The organism is Apibacter muscae (assembly GCF_007845595.1).
Lineage (GTDB): Bacteria > Bacteroidota > Bacteroidia > Flavobacteriales > Weeksellaceae > Apibacter > Apibacter muscae.
This window is the reverse complement of record NZ_SELI01000023.1, coordinates 362,306-382,023: the sequence shown is the minus strand read 5'-3', so window position 1 is coordinate 382,023 and position 19,718 is coordinate 362,306. Positions and strand designations below refer to the sequence as shown.

General features: G+C 28.7%; 15 protein-coding genes. 7 read left to right on the top strand and 8 right to left on the bottom strand.

Annotated features, from left to right (window positions below):
• Window positions 1-189: 189 nt before the first annotated feature.
• The gene (gene surE / locus ETU10_RS10515; protein ID WP_146312099.1) at window positions 190-960 is read right to left on the bottom strand and encodes a 5'/3'-nucleotidase SurE; all 771 of its coding nucleotides are present in this window, start codon (window positions 958-960) and stop codon (window positions 190-192) included.
• A gap of 144 nt (window positions 961-1,104) precedes the next feature.
• On the opposite strand from surE, the gene ETU10_RS10510 reads away from it, so the two are divergent.
• The 3 genes from ETU10_RS10510 to ETU10_RS10500 all read left to right on the top strand — a co-directional run bounded on the left by ETU10_RS10510 (window position 1,105) and on the right by ETU10_RS10500 (window position 6,423).
• Window positions 1,105-3,189, top strand: a complete 2,085-nt coding sequence (locus tag ETU10_RS10510; protein WP_246118460.1) for a carboxy terminal-processing peptidase — start codon at window positions 1,105-1,107, stop codon at window positions 3,187-3,189.
• Window positions 3,190-3,331: 142 nt separating this feature from the next.
• On the top strand, window positions 3,332-4,813 hold the full coding sequence (locus ETU10_RS10505; RefSeq protein WP_146262792.1) for a hypothetical protein: 1,482 nt from the start codon (window positions 3,332-3,334) through the stop codon (window positions 4,811-4,813).
• A gap of 74 nt (window positions 4,814-4,887) precedes the next feature.
• Window positions 4,888-6,423: a YifB family Mg chelatase-like AAA ATPase gene (locus tag ETU10_RS10500; protein ID WP_146262793.1), complete on the top strand. Its 1,536-nt coding sequence runs from the start codon at window positions 4,888-4,890 to the stop codon at window positions 6,421-6,423.
• 77 nt (window positions 6,424-6,500) lie between these two features.
• On the opposite strand, the gene ETU10_RS10495 is transcribed toward ETU10_RS10500, so the two are convergent.
• On the bottom strand, window positions 6,501-7,028 hold the full coding sequence (locus tag ETU10_RS10495; protein ID WP_146262794.1) for a septal ring lytic transglycosylase RlpA family protein: 528 nt from the start codon (window positions 7,026-7,028) through the stop codon (window positions 6,501-6,503).
• A 427-nt stretch (window positions 7,029-7,455) separates the two neighbouring features.
• Between ETU10_RS10495 and ETU10_RS10490 the strand changes: the two genes are divergently transcribed.
• Window positions 7,456-7,944: a nuclear transport factor 2 family protein gene (locus ETU10_RS10490; RefSeq protein WP_146312094.1), complete on the top strand. Its 489-nt coding sequence runs from the start codon at window positions 7,456-7,458 to the stop codon at window positions 7,942-7,944.
• 71 nt (window positions 7,945-8,015) lie between these two features.
• A complete protein-coding gene (alaS, locus tag ETU10_RS10485) occupies window positions 8,016-10,622 on the top strand; it encodes an alanine--tRNA ligase (protein WP_146312092.1) in 2,607 nt (868 codons plus the stop codon).
• Window positions 10,623-10,758: 136 nt separating this feature from the next.
• On the opposite strand, the gene ETU10_RS10480 is transcribed toward alaS, so the two are convergent.
• The 5 genes from ETU10_RS10480 to ETU10_RS10460 form a co-directional block, all read right to left on the bottom strand.
• Window positions 10,759-13,320, bottom strand: a complete 2,562-nt coding sequence (locus ETU10_RS10480) for a DNA gyrase/topoisomerase IV subunit A (RefSeq protein WP_146312090.1) — start codon at window positions 13,318-13,320, stop codon at window positions 10,759-10,761.
• Between the two features lie 24 nt (window positions 13,321-13,344).
• Window positions 13,345-13,842, bottom strand: a complete 498-nt coding sequence (locus ETU10_RS10475) for a hypothetical protein (protein WP_146262799.1) — start codon at window positions 13,840-13,842, stop codon at window positions 13,345-13,347.
• A gap of 11 nt (window positions 13,843-13,853) precedes the next feature.
• On the bottom strand, window positions 13,854-15,692 hold the full coding sequence (locus ETU10_RS10470; RefSeq protein ID WP_146312088.1) for a DNA topoisomerase IV subunit B: 1,839 nt from the start codon (window positions 15,690-15,692) through the stop codon (window positions 13,854-13,856).
• A gap of 86 nt (window positions 15,693-15,778) precedes the next feature.
• Window positions 15,779-16,462, bottom strand: a complete 684-nt coding sequence (locus ETU10_RS10465) for a hypothetical protein (protein ID WP_146262801.1) — start codon at window positions 16,460-16,462, stop codon at window positions 15,779-15,781.
• Window positions 16,455-16,955, bottom strand: coding sequence for an RNA polymerase sigma factor (locus tag ETU10_RS10460; RefSeq protein ID WP_146262802.1), 501 nt, complete (start codon window positions 16,953-16,955; stop codon window positions 16,455-16,457). The genes ETU10_RS10465 and ETU10_RS10460 overlap by 8 nt, the downstream gene beginning before the upstream one ends.
• A gap of 274 nt (window positions 16,956-17,229) precedes the next feature.
• On the opposite strand from ETU10_RS10460, the gene ETU10_RS10455 reads away from it, so the two are divergent.
• Together ETU10_RS10455 and ETU10_RS10450 are read left to right on the top strand one after the other, a co-directional pair.
• On the top strand, window positions 17,230-18,228 hold the full coding sequence (locus ETU10_RS10455; RefSeq protein ID WP_185145094.1) for a FecCD family ABC transporter permease: 999 nt from the start codon (window positions 17,230-17,232) through the stop codon (window positions 18,226-18,228).
• Entirely contained in the window at window positions 18,225-19,217 is a 993-nt protein-coding gene (locus ETU10_RS10450; protein WP_146312084.1) for an ABC transporter ATP-binding protein, read from the top strand. The genes ETU10_RS10455 and ETU10_RS10450 overlap by 4 nt, the downstream gene beginning before the upstream one ends.
• On the opposite strand, the gene ETU10_RS10445 is transcribed toward ETU10_RS10450, so the two are convergent.
• Window positions 19,214-19,537, bottom strand: a complete 324-nt coding sequence (locus ETU10_RS10445) for a hypothetical protein (protein ID WP_146312082.1) — start codon at window positions 19,535-19,537, stop codon at window positions 19,214-19,216. The genes ETU10_RS10450 and ETU10_RS10445 overlap by 4 nt on opposite strands.
• Window positions 19,538-19,718: the final 181 nt, after the last annotated feature.

Sequence of the window (19,718 nt, the reverse complement as noted above, 5' to 3'; positions counted from 1 at the left end):
TTATATTCAAAATAACCTCAAAACACTTAAAAATTTAAAATCAGAATAACAAATAATTTTGAGTAATAAATATAAGTAATTAATATTCAATATATTATATTTTAATTTCTAAATGCACCACGGGTATTATAAAGTATAGTATTATTTTATTTATATAAAAACTATATTATTCAAAAGAACACTTCATAATCATATAGAAAAATTCCAATTTTTAATAGTATCCATAAAACTGTAGGCAGTTAAATCAAATTGAACAGGTACTAAGCTTATATAGTTTTCACTTAAAGCTTCTTCATCAGTTCCTTTTTCAAAATTTTCATTGTTCCAGCTACCCGTTAACCAATAATAATTTTGTCCTCTAGGATCCACTCTTTTTACAAACTCTTCTTCCCAATAAGTACGAGCCTGTTTACATATTTTTACACCTTTAATTTCATTTTCATCAGCCTTAGGAATATTTACATTTAATACAATATCTTTAGGCAAGCCTTCCTTAAGAACATTTAAAGCAATTTTCTTAATATATTTACTTGCTGCTTTAAAATTAGCATTATGTGAATAATCACACAAAGAAAAACCTATTGCCGGAATACCTTCAATTCCAGCTTCTATGGCTGCCGACATGGTACCTGAATAAAGTATATTGATGGAGGAATTTGAACCATGATTTATTCCAGAAACACATAAGTCTGGTTTTTTTGGCAAAATTTCATTAACAGCTAATTTTACACAATCGGCTGGGGTACCACTACATGCCCATTCAAAAGAAGAATTGTCAGAATAAATTTCTTCTACTCTTAAAGTTGAGTTTACAGTAACCGCATGTCCCATACCACTTTGTGATTTATCAGGAGCAACTACGTACACTGTTCCAATTTCTTTCATGATCAATATGAGTTCTCGAATACCCGGAGCAGTAATACCATCATCGTTGGTAACTAAGATTATAGGTTTAGACATATAATAAAGATTTGTTTATTTATTTGAAGCAAAAATAGTATATTCTATTGTAGAAATAATCTTATCTTTGATAATTACAATTAAATTATAAAAATTAATATGTTTAATTTTAGAAAAACTTGGATTTTTTTATCGTTATGTTCTATGAGTTTATTAGCGTTTTGTTTTAATGCATCCTCTCAAGACGATAATGAGAAAGAAATATTTAAAAGAGTTAGAGAAACCTTACTATATGCAAGTTACTCACCTAAAAATTTAAATGAACAATATTCCAAAGATGTATATAAAAAATATATGGAGGATTTAGATCCTTTCAAAAGATATTTTTTAAAATCAGACATCAATGAATTTAAAAAACATGAAGGAAAGATGAGTGATATGCTTATCAATGAAGATGTTAGTTTTTATCATTTAACCATTGATCGATTATACAAAAGGATTAGCGAGTCAGAAAAATATGTAAATGAAATATTTAAGGAACCTCTTTCACTTAATGAAGATGAATATTTTTTGACGGATGATAAAAAAAGAGATTTTCCTGCAAATGAAAAAGAAGCTAAAGATTATTGGAGAAAGTATATTAAATATAGAGTACTTCAAGAGATATTTAATGCGCAAAAGCAAAAGGACAGTGTAAATGATTCTATCAAAATATCTAAATTAGAGAATAAAGAAAAAACTAAGCCTCAAACTAAAGAGGAAATTGAAGCCGATGCAATTAAAAAAGTTAAAGAGAACCTAGGTGAGTATTTCAGACAAGTTAAGCTTAGAAAAAAATCAGATTTATTTTCAATCTTTATTAATGCTTATACAGAAGTTTTTGATGTTCATACAACCTATTTTTCCCCTAAAGACAAAGATAACTTTAATTCTAGCATGAGTGGGAAGATTATTGGAATAGGGGCTACACTACAAGATATAAAAGGATATCCAACCATAAAAGAATTGGTGATTGGAGGACCTGCATGGAAATCTAAAGAAATTGAAGCAGGTGATAAAATTATTAAAGTACAACAAGGTAAAAAAGGAGAACCTGTAAGTGTAGTAGGAATGTTATTGGATGATGCAATACGGCTTATTAGAGGGGAGGAAAAATCTACGGTAGTATTAACGATTGAGAAGAAAGATGGCAGTACCAAAAACGTAACCCTAGTTAGAGAAGAAATTGAAATTCAAGAAACTTTCGTAAGAAGTGCGGTTATTACAGATGAAAAAGGGAATAAATTTGGTATTTTATACTTACCGGAGTTTTATGTAAACCTTGAAGGAAATTCTAAAGGAGGTAGAGATTGTTCGGATGATATTAAACGTGAAATTAATGAATTAAAAAAACAAGGGATAACTGGATTAATCATGGATGTAAGAAATAATGGGGGAGGATCTTTATCCGAGGTTTTAGATATTACGGGCTTATTTGTTGGATCTGGACCTGTGGTACAGGTAAAGGATTCTAATGGGAAAATTAAGGTTCTTGAAACTAAAGAAAAGGAAATTGTTTGGGACGGACCATTAGTAGTTATGACTAATGAACTTTCTGCTTCGGCATCGGAAATTTTAGCAGGCGCTTTGCAAGACTACAAAAGAGCAGTTATAGTAGGACCAGAACAAACTTATGGGAAAGGGACGGTACAAACCATTTATCCTTTAGATAGATTCAGTATGGGAGATGATAAATACGGAGCTTTAAAAGTTACCATCCAGAAATTTTATAGAATTAATGGAAGTTCAACACAACTAAGAGGTGTAAATTCAGACATTGTAATTCCCGATATACTAACCTATTCAGATATTTTTGAAAAATCTCAAAAATTTGCATTGCCTTGGGATCAAATATCAACAACCCAATATACCACTTGGCAAGGAACTCCAAAAATTGATTATACCTATATTAAAGAAAAAAGTAAAGAAAGATTAAAAGGAAGTTCTTACATTTCATCCATTGAAGCGATAGGGAATTGGACGAAAGAGCTGGATAAAATTGATAAAATTTCTTTGTCCTATGATAAATTTATGGATGAAATGGAAAAAAGAAGCCAGCAAGGAAAAAAATATGAGAAAGACATTACATTTGATGCTAAAATAAAAGTTGAGGCGCCTAGCTATGAGCTGGTTAAGTTTAAACAAGATACAGTTCTAAAAGCGAAGAGAGAGGATTGGTACAAGGGTATGAAAAAAGATTTTAATTTGCGAGAATCCATCAATGTCTTAAATGATATTATAAAAAAATAAAGTTTAGATTTAAAAATTATTCACAAAAAAAATCTCTATTTAATAATAAATAGAGATTTTTTTTGTGAATAATTTTTTTATAATTGAAGTATATTTGATTAAGAATTATGTGATACTTTTACAAACTTTTTATATTATAATCATGAAAAAAAATAAATTATTAATTAGTATCCTACTTATAATTATAATAAAAGCATTATTTCTATTAACAAAACATATACAAGAAGATGCCTTTATTACTTGGAGAGTAGCTCAGAATATTTTAGATTATGGAGTTTATGGTTTTAACGGTGATGAAAGAATTTCCTCATCTACCACTCACTTATACGTGTTTATAAGTATAATATTTAAATTAATTTTTTCAGAAAATTTTATTTATCCTCTAATAATTTTTAATAGTATAATTTATACATGGGGAACTAAAATACTCTCAGACATATTAACAGGCAATGATAATGTAAAAATATTATTCATATTTTTTGCAAATTTTTTACCACCTGCAATTAAAATTTCCATTTTAGGAATGGAATTTGGATTAATATTTTTCCTCTATGTTTTATTTTTAAAATACGCAGTTTTATTACGAAGAAACTGGGCATTTTTGCTTTTACCCATTCTAATATCATGGACGCGATTAGATGCGGCAATGTTTTTATTAATTAACTTTTTTTATGATTTATTCCGATATAGAAAACCAAATTATTTCTTTATATTATCTGGAATTCTAAGTGTAATAACAATACTTGGATTCAATTATTTTTACTTTCATGAAATTATAAATAATACAATAGTTGCTAAAAGATTAGCCTATGCCAATGAAGCTGATAATTTCATGAGTAAGTTTATTGGAATGTTGAATAATACTAATTATTATTCCATGCTAAAAATTCCGTTAAATATATTGAAAATAAACATTTTCCTAATAATTACTATTTTTTTGTCCATCTTTTCATTCTATAAAATAAGTAAAAACCTAAACAGAGAACAGAAGTATATCTTATCCATTATTTACACCTATGCTTGGGTTAGAATGGTAGTTTTTGGATTTGCTAATAGTTGGTTTGATTGGTACTATTGGATACCACAGATATTTATGTTTATTCCTATAATTTTATATTTCATACAAGATTTAAATAAAACTAAGATTATAACATATATAGTAATATTCTTTATTCCCTTAGTGGCTTATCAAACAGTACATTCTATAGCTACAGGGCATGGAGAATGGTATTATAATAGAAAAGTAGGATTATATTTAGATAGTATTGAACCAGATAAATCAAAAACTGTTTTTTTAGAACCGGCAGGTTACATACCATATTTCTCAAAACTAAAAGCTATTGACTACGTAGGTTTGGTAGATAAAAGAGTATTAGAAGAATTTAAAATTAAAGGGAATAATGTTGCAGAAAGTGTCATTAAGAAATATCAACCTGATTATATTTTAGAAGATAATAAACCTATGTTTAAAGGTGATATTTCAATAGAGGAATCATCCAAATATAAGCTTATAAAAGAATTTCATATTTTGCAAAATGCAAAATCAGACAATTTTATATTAGATAAAATATATAAACTTAAGCCTTCAGGAAGAGATTATTATTTATATAAGAGGATAAACTAAATTCATGTCTCTGTTTTTATTTTATAATTTTATTATATTTATCCTTAAAAAGGATTAAAATGTAAGAATTTTATATGTTAGTAAAAACTTATGGGAGTGCTGTTTATGGAGTTAACGCACAAATAATTACAGTAGAAGTAAATATTGATAAAGGGGTAGGGTATCAATTGGTAGGAATGCCAGATTTAGCAATTAAAGAAAGTGCTCATAGAATTTCTGCTGCATTAAAGAATTGTGGATATAAGATGCCAGGTAAAAAAATTACGGTTAACATGGCACCTGCAGACTTACGAAAAGAAGGTTCTGCTTATGATTTAACTATAGCAATGGGTATTTTAGCCGCTTCTGAACAAATTAAATATAGCAGTTTAGAAAAATATTTAATAATGGGAGAGTTATCTTTAGATGGTTCCTTACAACCGGTAAAAGGAGTTTTACCCATAGCAATTCAAGCCAGAGAAGATGGTTTTAAAGGATTTTTCTTACCAATTCAAAATGCTAAAGAAGCAGCAATAGTTAATAATTTAGAAGTTTATGGCATTAGTCATATATCAGAAATAATAAATTTTTTTGATAAGAAGGTCGACCTAAAACCTGTAATACTAAACACTCGTGAAGAATTCAATAAAAATTGCAATCATTATCCATATGATTTTTCAGAAGTAAAAGGTCAGGAAAATATAAAGAGAGCTTTAGAAATAGCTGCAGCTGGAGGGCATAATGTTTTGTTGATAGGTCCACCTGGAAGTGGTAAAACTATGCTCGCCAAAAGAATTCCATCCATTTTGCCACCTCTAACCTTATCTGAAGCGTTAGAAACAACCAAAATACATTCAGTAGCGGGTAAGTTAGGACAAGAGTCCTCATTAATGACTACACGGCCTTACAGGAATCCTCATCATACCATATCATCTGTAGCTTTAGTAGGAGGGGGGAGCTATCCCCAACCCGGAGAAATATCTCTTTCTCATAACGGAGTTTTGTTTTTAGATGAATTGCCTGAATTTAATAGGCAAGTTTTAGAAGTTATGAGGCAACCTTTAGAAGATAGGGTGGTTACTATTTCCAGAGCTAAATTCACCTTAACCTATCCAGCAAGTTTTATGCTTATTGCATCCATGAATCCTTCCCCGTCCGGGTACTTTCCTAACGATCCTAAAAATACAAGTTCACTTACAGAAATGCAAAGGTACATGAATAAGATTTCTGGTCCTCTATTGGATCGCATAGATATACATATTGAAGTATCTCCAGTTCCTTTTGATAATCTTTCAGATAAAAGAAAAGGAGAGCCTAGTGAAAAAATTAGAAAAAGAGTGATTGAGGCTAGAAATATTCAGACCTTTAGATATAAGGAAAATAGTTATCTTCATTACAATGCACAAATGGGTCCCAAAGAATTGGATAAGTATTGTGCGTTAGATGAAAAATCCACTCAATTGATTAAAAATGCAATAGAAAAATTAGGACTTTCTGCAAGAGCTTATGACAGAATTCTTAGAGTTAGTAGAACCATTGCTGATTTGGATAAATCAGAAAATATAAATTCTAATCATATAGCTGAAGCTATTCAATACAGATCTTTAGATAGGGAAGGATGGGGAACCTAAGAATAAAAATTTTATTAATATACTTTTTGTAAATGTTAATAATAAAAAAACTCCGATGAAATCGGAGTTTAAAATTTTTATAAAACTACATACTGGACATTTAAAACTCCGGAATTTAAACTTGCAAGTTCAGCAAATGCAGCTTTACTCAAATCAAATTCTCTTTTAGGTACAAAAGGTCCACGATCAGTGATACGCACTATAACCTCTTTACCATTTTTAGGATTTATAATTTTAACCTTAGTACCAAAGGGTAAAGATTTATGGGCAGCGGTATAAGCATTCATATCATATCTTTCACCGCTTGAAGTAAGTCTACCATGAAACTTACCACCGTACCAAGAAACTTTCCCGGCAGATAGTTTTTTAGATTCTTCAACTATTGCTACATTATCATTTTCTAAATTATCTTCCTTATTGATAGATAAGGAATCAGTTAAAGAATCTTTTAAAATAAGTTTATTATTTTTTTGTAATGTATCTGCAACTATAGTATCTAAAGGAAGTTCAAATTTATCACTTTCATCAAAAAAAACAGTTTTAGTTTGAAAAGCCGTAAAAGACAAGGATACTAATAAAATTGCAACAAACGTTACTTTCTTCATATTCTTATTAATATTGATTAATGAGGCAAAAGTACGATCAACAAAAAATAAAAAATTCTTAAAACTAAATAATAAGTATTTTACTTAAATAAAATAACACCTAAACCTTTATATATAAAGAGTAAAATGCCATAGGTTAAATTAAAGTTAAAAAAATTTAGAGATGTTAATTTTTTTAGCTATTCTTATCTATATATTCATAAAGCCTTAATTATTAATTAATTATCAATAATATATTCTAAGAATTTTTTAAAATTCATTCACTAAAATTTTAAACGTTATCTAAATAAAAATTATTAAAGGAATTTTACGTCTGTAATTTTAAAATTGAAAACTACATGAAGTCAATATAGCACATAAAAAAACATTAGATCTATGAAGAAAAATAGAATGTAATTTTAAAATTTGTAACTTTACACGCATAAATATGAGAAAATTCTTACTACTTCTGTTTGCAGGTTTTTTATTAATGTCCTGCACTATAAAACAAGATAAAAATATAAAAATAATCCATGATTTTTATAATGTTTTTTCTGAAAGAAAAGATATTCACAAACTAATGGATTTTTATTCAGCGCATTCAATTTGGGAAGATGGATTATTAAATTCCACCCTTGAAGGCAAAGATCAAATTAAATCTATGTATGGATGGGAGGATACAAATTTTAAAAAACATCCCAATTATTCCGAATTGGTTAGCTTAAAAAGTATTTTAGCTAACGACAGTGTTGTAGCAGTTTCTGGTCAATACAATCCGTATTATTATAACGGCAATTTAATACCTGAAACACCTTTTACTTCTTGGTTTTATTTGGATGAAGAAGGAAAAATTGAAAAACAAATAGAGTGGATACAATATTCATTAAATGATTTACAGGAAATGATAAACTTTAAAACTAATGCCAAGATTCATTAGTTATATACCATTAATATGATTAATTATTATATTTAATTAATTTAAAATTTTATAAATAAGCCTATTTACAAATGACTTCAAAAGATATAAGAAAAACATTTTTAGATTTTTTCGAATCTAAACAACATACAATAGTTCCATCTGCCCCAATTGTTTTAAAAGACGATCCTACCTTAATGTTTTCCAATTCCGGAATGACTCAATTTAAAGATTTTTTCTTAGGATATAAAGAGCCTAAAAGTTTTAGAATAGCAGATACCCAAAAGTGTTTAAGAGTTTCAGGTAAACATAACGATTTGGATGATGTTGGGAAAGATACCTATCATCACACCATGTTTGAAATGCTAGGGAATTGGAGTTTTGGGGATTATTTTAAAAAAGAAGCCATTGCATGGGCTTGGGAATTATTAACCCAAGTTTATAAAATACCTAAAGAGTGGATTTATGTAACTATTTTTGAAGGGGATTCTATAGAAAATTTAAATAAAGATGTAGAAGCTTATAATTTTTGGAAAGAACATATTACAGAAGACCGAATTTTGCTAGGAAATAAAAAAGACAATTTCTGGGAAATGGGTGATACCGGACCTTGTGGACCTTGTTCTGAAATCCATGTAGATATAAGACCTCTAAACGAAAAAGAAAAGATAGATGGGAAAAAATTAGTCAACCAAGACCACCCACAAGTAATTGAAGTTTGGAATTTGGTATTTATGGAATATTTGCGTAAAGCAGATAAAACTCTTGAAAAACTTCCTAAACAAAATGTTGATACTGGGATGGGGTTTGAGCGTCTGTGTATGATTCTACAAGGAAAAACATCTAACTATGATACCGATGTTTTTATGCCTTTAATTGCAAAATTGGAGCAAATTTCTGGTTATAAATACGGAGCAAATTCAAATACAGACGTAGCATTTAGAGTACTGGCAGATCATGTAAGAGCCATTGCATTTTCTATTGCCGATGGGCAACTGCCATCCAATTCAGGTGCTGGATATGTAATACGTAGAATTCTTAGAAGGGCAGTAGGTTATGCATTTAGAATACTAAATATGAAAGAACCTCTTTTGTATCAATTAGTACCTATCCTAAATACTCAAATGGGAGAATATTTTTTAGAATTATCCAAGCAAGCGGAGCATATCGCTTTGGTAATTAAAGAAGAAGAGTCCTCATTTTTAAGAACGATTGATCAAGGTTTAGTTAGAATGAATTCTTTTATAGAAAATAATCCAACGATTAAAACTATTCCAGGAGAGATTATTTTTGAGCTTTATGATACCTATGGTTTTCCTTCGGATTTATCAAGAATAATCGCAGAAGAAAAAGGACTTTCCATAGACGAAGAAGGATTTGAGGTAGAAATGAGTAAGCAAAAAGAAAGATCTAAGTCAGCAGGAAAATTTAGAACTTATGACTGGGTTGTATTGCATGAAGATTTACAAGAAGAATTTGTAGGTTACGATTATTTAGATACTCAAGTTAAAGTAACTAGATATAGAAAAATTGAAAACAAAGAAGGAGAATTTTATCAGTTGGTATTTCAGTTAACACCTTTTTATGCACAAAGCGGTGGACAAGTGGGTGATACTGGATATATTATGAATGATAATGAAAAGATTGATATTCTTAATACTAAAAAGGAAAATAATCTGATCGTTCATATCGTCAAAGAATTGCCTAAATATATAGAGTTTCCCTTTCAAGCAGTAGTAGACCAAGCAAGGAGAGAATCAATTTCACAAAACCATTCAGCTACCCATTTGTTGCATGCAGCACTGAGAAAAGTTTTAGGAAATCATGTGGAACAAAAAGGTTCCTATGTTGGACCTGATTATCTACGTTTTGACTTTTCCCATTTTAGTAAAATGACTGAAGAGGAAATTGAACAGGTTGAGTTTGAAATCAATAAAAAAGTTATGGAACGAATTTTATTAAACGAAAATAGATCAGTTCCATTTGCCAAAGCTTTAGACATGGGAGCGATGGCTTTATTTGGAGAAAAGTATGGAGATATTGTTCGTGTAATTAAATTTGGAGATTCCGTAGAACTCTGTGGAGGTACACATGTAAAAAATACACAGGAAATAATAATTTGCAAAATTATTAGTGAATCTTCCAGTTCCGCTGGAGTTCGTAGAATAGAAGCGATTACAGGTAAAACAGCGTTAGATTTTCTAAAACAAGAATTTAATAGTTACGAGCAGGTGAAGTCTTTATTAAAAAATGAAGAACCCATAAAATCAATTGAAAAACTGATTACGGAGAATGAAGAACTAAAAAAGCAAATCGAGCAATTAGTAAAAGAAAAAGCGAAGAATGAAAAATTTCTTTGGAAAAATTCTATAAAGGAAATAAATGGAGTTCAGTATATCGGTTTAATTACAGAATTAAACAATGCTACTGTAAAAGATTTAATTTTTCAGTTAAAAAATGAAATAGAAAATTTATTTATTGTAGTGGGAACTAAAACGGACAATAAACCTACTTTATCTATAGGTATTTCTGATGATTTGGTTAAATCTAAAAATTTGAATGCAGGTGCAATTGTGAGAGAATTAGCGAAAGAAATACAAGGTGGAGGAGGAGGACAGCCTTCGTTTGCAACAGCAGGAGGAAAAAATCTATACGGTCTAGAGCATGCAATTGATAAATCAATTCAGTATATCGATTAAAATTTTAAAATATATGATTAATTATAAAAGGTATTCCTAAATGGAATATCTTTTTTATATATTTTTAGATTCCTTTTATTAAAATTAAAGAATTAGGATTTACTAAAGTATTTTATTAAAGTTGAAATAAGTGAATTTAAAAAAGATTAATTTGCTCTCCATTCGCATCAAGGTTATCCTCTTCCAAATGATTTTCTTCTTCTAAAATTTCCTCTTCCGGTTTAATCTCTTCTACTTTAATATTTCTTATCTTTTCTTTGGAAATTTGGTTGCCCTGAGCTTTAATTCCTTTAATAGAAATAAATTCTTCCAAGTCAATGGTTTCAGTTTCTTTATCTTTTCCAAAATTAATTTCAGCAATTAATTTTCCGCCAGTTCCCACCCATTCTATAAAAGATTTTGGGTTTTCAGATTGGAAGAATATTTGTGGATTTAAGGTATCTTCTAATAGGAAGCGCTTAATAAAATAAATGGATTTTTCTCCATCGTAATATATACAACAAATAGGTTTTTCAGGTTCCCATTTTTCAATGACTATTATATCATCGTCGAAATGATTAAGCAGATCAAAAGTATGTAATTTGGCGAAACCTTTGGAGCTTAAAGTTAAAACTTTATCTGTTCCTTTAAAAGCCCCTAAGTAAGTTCCCCGACCATCAACATTTAAGCGTAATATAGAATCATCGAACCAAATTTTTCTTGGAGCTAAAGTAGATATTCCAGATTCTTTTAATTCAATTCTCTTAATAGGATATTTTGTTACCAAATTTCCTTTGGAACTTCTTCCTTTAATGGATAATTCAGAAAAATCTAAATCAAATTTTAATTTTTTTAATCTTTGGCTAGGTTTTAAGTATATAGTAACTACTTCAGCTTCTCCATTAGGGTTCGCAGTAAAATATTGGATTTCGGAATATTTATCCTCAGAGATTAATTGATATTCTTTGTCTCTTGTAATGGAGGTAACGGGAAATCTTTTCATAAACCAGGGTCCCATTTTCCCTACTCTATAGATCAAATTATAAACTGTGCGTTTATCATTCTTTTTCCATATACCCACATGGATAATATTTTTTCCAACAAATGTTTTAGCGTCTGCTTTAGTCACTAACATTATACCATCCTTCCTAAAAACGATAATATCATCAATATCAGAACAATCAAATAAATATTCATCTTTTTTTAAAGAATAACCTATAAAGCCTTCTTCTTTATTTACATAAAACTTTATATTAGCTACAGCTACTTTAGCCGCATCAATGGTATCAAAAGTTCTAATTTCAGTTTTTCTTTCTTTCCCTTTTGAATACTTCTTCTTAATGTTGGTAAAATAGTCTATGGCGTAAGAGATAAGATTTCCTAAATGATATTTTACTTCTTCAATTTTACCCTCCAGTGCTAGAATATGCTCTTCTGCTTTGCCTAGATCAAAACGTGTTATTCTTTTTATTCGAATTTCTGTAAGCCTTGTAATATCTTCAACCGTAACTTCTCTAATTAAATGTGAAGTAAAAGGTTTTAAAGCCTTATCAATGGTATCAATTACTTCCTCCCAGGTTTCAAGTTCTTCAATTTTATGATAAATTCTATTTTCTATAAAAATACGTTCTAATGATGAAAAGTGCCATTGCTCTTGCAATTCCTCCAATTCAATTTCTAATTCTTTTTTTAACAAATCAACGGTGTGATCTGTATTGGATTTAAGAATATTTGAAACCGTGGTAAAAATTGGTTTATCAATATCAATTACGCAAGCGTTCGGTGAGATTGATACTTCACAGTCTGTAAAGGCATACAATGCATCAATCATTTTGTCAGGAGATACATCATTGGTGAGATATACTAATATTTCAACTTCTGCTGCAGTATTATCCTCAATTTTTTTTATTTTAATCTTTCCTTTATCATTAGCTTTAATAATGCTATCGATTAAAGAACTAGTATTGGTGCCATAAGGGATTTCATTAATTAACAATAGACCTTTTTCCGGATTAGAAATTCGAGCTCTGGCTCTTATTTTACCTCCTCTTTCTCCATCATTATAGTTAGATACATCAATTAATCCTCCAGTTTGAAAATCAGGATATAAAGTAAATGGTTTATTTTTTAAATATGCTATTGAAGCATCAATCAGTTCAACAAAATTATGAGGCAATATTTTGGTGGATAAACCTACAGCAATCCCTTCAACTCCCTGAGATAATAATAAAGGAAACTTTACCGGAAGGTTTTCTGGTTCTTTGTTTCTTCCGTCGTAAGAAGATTGCCAAACCGTGGTTTTAGGATTAAAAACCACCTCTAATGCAAAAGGCGTAAGCCGTGATTCTATATACCGAGCAGCAGCTGCACCATCTCCGGTATAAATATTTCCCCAGTTCCCCTGGGTATCAATTAAAATATCTTTCTGTCCTATTTGTACAATAGCATCTGTAATGGCTGCATCCCCGTGTGGGTGATATTTCATGGTGTTACCAACCACATTTGCTACTTTGTTATATCTACCATCTTCTAATTCTCTCATTGAATGGAGAATTCTTCTTTGAACAGGTTTTAATCCATCAAAAATGGATGGAATAGCTCTTTCTAAAATAACATATGAAGCATAATCTAAAAACCAAGTTTTGTACATACCAGAAACCTTTTGAGTTTGTTCCACTTGTTCTGATGGCTTTAAGTTCTCCTGATTAGGCTCTTGCATAATATTATTTAAAACTATTTTAGTTTACGATTTATTAATTTGGGTATCAGATAGCTTGTTTTCTTTGACAACTTTGTCCAATGAAATTTTTAAATTTCTAATTTGTTTGGATGATAGATAGGATATATCAAACCTTAGTTTTGATAATCCACCCGATACTCTATTACTTGAAATATAGATTTCAAGTGTCTTTTTAAAAAAATAACTTTTTTTAATATTAAATTTTTTTAACTTCCTCTTAGGGAAATCCGATTGTAATTCTTTAACGAATACGGATGATGCCAATGATCTTTTGTTTTGGAAAATAAGTGTTTCTCCTTCTCCGTCGTATTTAAAGAAAGGACAGCCTAAGTAGGTAAGGTATAATAAAATAAGTAAACTAAGGATGAAAACTAAATCATCCCTATATTGAAGGGATCGTATATCCAAATAAATAAAAATAATACTACTTACACAAACGATTAAAGTTAAAATATTAACAATTTTTAATTTATTTTGCGTTTCCTTGTTTTGTATTTTCATAAATCTAATTTTTATTTAATCGCTTCAATTACCAAATTATCTATTATGAACTCTTGTCTATTAGGGGTATTTTTACCCATATAAAATTCCAATAATGTTTCAATAGAGGTATCTTTACTTAACATTACAGGTTCAAGACGAATATCTCTACCAATAAAATTTTTAAATTCATCGGGGGATATTTCTCCTAATCCCTTAAATCTAGTGATTTCAGGGCTTTTACCAAGCTCGTTTAACGCGTTTATTCTTTCTTCCTCAGAATAACAATACCGTGTTTCTTTCTTATTGCGAACTCTAAATAGAGGAGTTTGTAGTATATATAAATGCCCATTTTTTACTAATTCAGGGAAGAATTGTAAGAAAAAGGTAATTAATAACAAACGAATATGCATACCATCTACATCTGCATCAGTAGCTATAACTACGTTGTTGTACCTCAGATCTTCAAGACTTATCTCAATGTTTAATGCTGCTTGTAATAAGTTAAATTCTTCATTTTCATACACAATTTTTTTAGTTAAGCCGTAACTATTTAATGGCTTACCTCTTAAACTAAAAACCGCTTGTGTTTCAACATCTCTGCTTTTAGTTATAGACCCAGAAGCTGAATCTCCCTCCGTAATAAATATGGTTGATTCTAATTTTCTTGGAGATTTTTGATCGTTATAGTGTTGGCGACAATCTCTTAACTTTTTATTATGTAGACTTACTTTTTTTGCTCTTTCTCTAGCTAATTTTTGTATTCCTGATAATTCTTTTCTCTCTTTTTCTGAAATAATAATTTTTCTTTGTAGAGATTCTGCTATTTCAGAATTTTTATGTAAAAAGTTATCTAAATTACTTTTTAAAAACTCAGTGGTAAATGCACGGATGGAGGGTAAATTTGGTCCCATTTCATTGCTTCCGAGTTTGGTTTTTGTTTGTGATTCAAATACGGGTTCAATTACTTTTATAGAGACAGCTGCTATAATGGATTTTCTAATATCGCTTGCCTCGTAGTTTTTATTGTAGAATTCTCTAATGGTTTTCACATAAGCTTCCTTAAAGGCATTCAGGTGGGTTCCTCCTTGGGTGGTATGTTGTCCATTTACAAAGGTAAAATAGGATTCCGATTGAGATCGTTCTCCGTGAGTTATAGCTACCTCTATATCTTCGCCTTTTAAATGAATGATAGGATATACGGTATCACCTTCTATATTTTCTTCTAGTAAATCCTGCAGTCCATTTTCAGAATAAAACTCTTCACCATTAAGATAAATTTTTAAACCAGGATTTAAATAAACATAGTTTTTTAGCATTTTATCTATATATTCCTTTCGGAACTTAAAATTTCCAAAAATGCTAGGATCTGGTTCAAAAATTATTTCTGTTCCATTTGTTTCTTTAGATTCAATTTCATCACTCTCAAAGGTTAGAATACCTTTGGAAAATTCTGCAAAGCGCGTAAGATGTTCTCTTGTTGCTTGTACTTTAAAATAAGAGGAAAGAGCATTTACAGCTTTAGTACCTACACCATTTAGTCCTACAGATTTTTTGAAAGCACGGGAATCGTACTTACCCCCAGTATTCATCTTAGAAACAGCATCTACCATTTTCCCAAGAGGAATCCCTCTTCCATAGTCACGAATTTTAATATTATTCTCGTTTAAGGAAATTTTAATTTTTTTTCCTTCCCCCATAACAAACTCATCTATAGAGTTGTCTATGATTTCTTTTAACAGAATGTATATACCATCGTCAGGGGAAGAACCATCTCCCAGTTTTCCGATATACATACCTGGACGAATACGTATATGTTCCTGCCAATCAAGAGTTTTTATATTATCTTCTGTATATTTAGATGGAGTCATATGCTATTTGCAAAAGTATATTAAATTCTTTTGATAACAAAAAATCGTTAAATTTTATAATTTTAATAGTTTATTTATAGATTTACTTATTCAATGTCTAATTTTTTTATTTCTTCCAAGTTTTTTTTAAGTTTTTTTAATAAAATTCCATAAATTAACCCATAGTAAACCATTAGTATAGCAATAAAAATTATGCATATAATAATGTATATAATAATGTATTTAGGAGATGAAAAAGGAATATATAAGCTTTTAAATATACCCTGCTCGTAATATGAATGTCTGGATTTTATAATATGCATAAAATCGTAAAAACTTGTATAGTATAAAATTATAAATCCAAGAATTATGTTTATTGCAAGTAAAGTATTTATACGCTTTCTAAATCCCAATATTTTATTTATAAGCTCTTTAGTTGAACTGAGAATATTTATATCCTTGTAAGATTTATACAAGTTGTAAATAAAGAAAATGGATATTATAATATTAAGATAAGTTAAAGCATCACTAATTTGCATTTCTTTAATAAATGTTTTTTGTCCATTTACATCTAAGCTATTAAAAACAATAGTTCTATCTGTAGTTAATGAAATAATTAGAGAAAGGATCATCACTGCAAATTCAATTATACTTATAGCGACTATATATTTAACTGTATTTCTTGAGGTTTTATTAAGCATTGAAATTAACTCATCTTGAGAATAATTCTTGTTATTATCTTGAGTAATCCAATACTTTTTTATATGATCAATGTCCATTTGTTTATTCATTTTTACTCATAATATCTTTAAGCTTAACTTTTATTCTATTAATCTTTACGCGTGCATTTACTTCAGTTATTCCTAAGGTTTCTGAAATTTCTTTGTAGGGCAAATCCTCTAGATAAAGAAGAATTATAGCACGTTCAATTTCTGAGAGTTTTTTTATTGATTCATATAGAAAATTTATTTGTTCCTGTTTAATTGAAAAATCATTATCATCAGAAATTTTATATAAAGAATGATCGATTTCCTGTGTCTCTATTTTTCTAGATGATTTTCTAAAAAGTGTGATTGCAGTATTTAGAGCAACTCTATACATCCATGTGGTAAATTTTGAATTGCCTTTAAATGTTTTATAGGATTTCCAAAGTTGTAAAACAATTTCCTGAAATAAGTCTTGAGAATCTTCATCGTTATTGGTATAAAGTCGGCAGACTTTATGAATTATGCCTTGATTGCCTTCAATAAGTGCTGAGAATTCTAATTCATTATTTTTTTTCAAAATATTTCTTATTTGTATAGGTATTTAGCTTTCAGTATTTGTTACATATTTAGCCATCTTAATGATTATAGGAATTAATATATTTAGTAAAACCAAGCCATATTTTAATTTAAAATAAACTCAAAAATTTATATTTTATTAATTATTCATAGAAAAATAATTAATAATCATGGATTATGAACTTTATCTTTTAACAAAAATAATAAATTAATATAGAAAAATTTTGTATAAAATTATTAAAAATAAAACCTTTAAGATTATTTATATTTGTTCAGTGTTTTCAAATAAATTTATAATATTATTAGTGGTGCTAGTCTTATTTTGTACTAGCTTAATATTCATTAATTTATTAACCGGATATGAAAACATTTCATTATGTGATCTATTTCTATCTGAAGATGAAACTAAGAGATTAATTATTTCATACAGATTTAATAAAATTTTTGCAGTAGTTTTAGCAGGAATTTCATTACCCGTAAGTGGTTTTTTATTACAAGAATTATTTAAAAATCCTTTAGCGGAATCCTCCATATTAGGAATATCTTCTGCTTCTGCATTATCGGTTTCATTAATAATTTTTTTTGGAGGTAGTTATTGGCTTTTAGAATATCCACTACTCAGTAATTGGATGTTAGCAATTGGCGCTTTTTTAGGAGCATTGATTGTCTCGATATTTTTACTGTTAACGATAAAAAAGATTAAAAATATTTCCATGTTTATTATTATTGGATTTTTAATTTCTTCTTTCTGTGGATCTATAATAAGCATGCTACAATTTTATTCACAATCAGAAAAATTAAAACAATACGTATTCTGGTCATTCGGATCCTTTGAAGGTTTAACATCTATGCAATTAATTATTTATGCATTATTCATTGTCCTTGGTTTATTTTTAGCTTTAATGTCTGTAAAAAATTTAACCGGATTTCTCCTTGGAGAAGAATATGCTAAGGTTTTAGGAGTGAGTGTAATTTCAATGAAAGCCTGCATAATCCTTTCCGTATGTTTTTTATCCGGAAGTACCACTGCCATGTTAGGACCTATCGTATTTATAGGAATAATAATTCCTCATTTTTGCAGGCAAATCTGGAATCCAGCTTCTTTATGGAACCAAATTATATTAAATATTTGGGTTGGAGTAGGGTTTATGCTTATAGTAAGCTTAGTTATGAGTTATACACAATTACCGGTAAATATATTGTCATCCATAATAGGAGTACCCACTATATTAGTTATGATTCTAAAAACCAATTCTAAAACCAATTTCAATTGAAAAATTCTTTATATGCTAATATTTTACAAATAAACAATCTTAGCATAGGTTATAATAAAGCTTTAGTGTCCCGTATAAATTTGAATTTAGAATCAGGGGATATTGTTTTATTAATTGGAAAAAATGGTACGGGTAAAACCACCTTGCTTAAAACTATACTAAATGAAATACCTTCTTTAGAAGGAGAGATAAAAATAAACAATCAGAATATTAATTCTATTTCACTGGAGAAAATAAGCCAATTAGTATCCGTGGTTTTATCCAGAAGTAACATAAGTCCATTTTTAAAAGTTTATGATCTTGTAGCTCTAGGGAGATATCCTTACAAAAAGTGGTATCAAAAGATAACTCCCGAAGAAAAAAAAAATATTGATAACATATTAGAACTTTTAAAATTAACACCATATAAAGATTATTATATTACTCAGTTGTCTGATGGGAATTTACAAAAAGCTCTGATTGCAAGAGCTTTTGTGCAAGACACTCCATTATTAATCTTAGATGAGCCTACGTCTCATTTAGATATAACGAATAAGTTAGAAATCACAAAATTTATAAAATTCCTAGCTAAAGATAAAGGTAAAATTGTGCTCTTTACTTCTCACGATTTAAATTTAGGTTTAAGCATTGCAGATCAGATTGCTTTTATTAAAGGTGAAAATTTTAAAACCGGATTTACAGAGGATTTAGCTTTGAATGAAAACATCATAGATTTTTTTGCAGGTACGGATGTTTTATTTAATTATGAAACGAATGATTATGAAATTTTAACTAACAAAAAAAAATTAAAAATAAATATTGTTGGCAATTCAAAGCCCATTTACTGGTTAAAAAAATCTTTGCTTAGGAATGGTTATTCTATAGATTTAAATGCTAGAACAGTAATAAAAGAAGAAAATTCTAATTTTGTCATTCAAATAGAAGAAAAAAATTATTGCTTTTCAACCTTAGAAAAAGTTATTCATTTTTTATCTTATATAGAAATTTAATCCATTCCTAAATCGTAAGTAAAGGCATGAAAAAGCTCAATTTCATGAATTTCAACTCCACTTTTTTCGGAGGTAATCATGCATATAGTTCTTTCAATTTCATATTTACTATGAATTTTATTTAAATCAATTAAACTTTCATAGTTTAAAGAAACTATATAATCAATCAATTGACTTAGCGTGTGATTTCTTAATCTTTTAGTTTTAGTATAAATTTTTAAACCTAAAAATTTCACATCTTCATTTTCGATTATTTCCGTGTATTTAATGATCTTAGAATCAGGTAGTTTTAATCCAGTTTTAATGTTAGCTGATTCCAAAAAAGTTCTAGTTCTGATTGTGGAATTAAACTGGTAATTTCCGTATTAACAGTAATTAATTTTTCTGGTACATTTAAACGTAAAAAAATATTTTTTAATTTATAATAAATATTTTTAAAAATATCTTTATCTTTTTTAGCAATTTTTGTTTTTAGATAGATTACATTTACAAAATCACTAA

What these genes read in the sequence shown, in the direction of transcription:
- ETU10_RS10505 (WP_146262792.1), top strand. Translation starts at nt 3,332, where the DNA reads ATGAAAAAAAATAAATTATTAATTAGTATCCTACTTATAATTATAATA.
- alaS (WP_146312092.1), top strand. Translation starts at nt 8,016, where the DNA reads ATGACTTCAAAAGATATAAGAAAAACATTTTTAGATTTTTTCGAATCT.
- surE (WP_146312099.1), bottom strand. Translation starts at nt 960, where the DNA reads ATGTCTAAACCTATAATCTTAGTTACCAACGATGATGGTATTACTGCT.
- ETU10_RS10465 (WP_146262801.1), bottom strand. Translation starts at nt 16,462, where the DNA reads ATGAATAAACAAATGGACATTGATCATATAAAAAAGTATTGGATTACT.
- ETU10_RS10510 (WP_246118460.1), top strand. Translation starts at nt 1,105, where the DNA reads ATGAGTTTATTAGCGTTTTGTTTTAATGCATCCTCTCAAGACGATAAT.
- ETU10_RS10470 (WP_146312088.1), bottom strand. Translation starts at nt 15,692, where the DNA reads ATGACTCCATCTAAATATACAGAAGATAATATAAAAACTCTTGATTGG.
- ETU10_RS10490 (WP_146312094.1), top strand. Translation starts at nt 7,456, where the DNA reads ATGAGAAAATTCTTACTACTTCTGTTTGCAGGTTTTTTATTAATGTCC.
- ETU10_RS10475 (WP_146262799.1), bottom strand. Translation starts at nt 13,842, where the DNA reads ATGAAAATACAAAACAAGGAAACGCAAAATAAATTAAAAATTGTTAAT.
- ETU10_RS10500 (WP_146262793.1), top strand. Translation starts at nt 4,888, where the DNA reads ATGTTAGTAAAAACTTATGGGAGTGCTGTTTATGGAGTTAACGCACAA.
- ETU10_RS10495 (WP_146262794.1), bottom strand. Translation starts at nt 7,028, where the DNA reads ATGAAGAAAGTAACGTTTGTTGCAATTTTATTAGTATCCTTGTCTTTT.
- ETU10_RS10480 (WP_146312090.1), bottom strand. Translation starts at nt 13,320, where the DNA reads ATGCAAGAGCCTAATCAGGAGAACTTAAAGCCATCAGAACAAGTGGAA.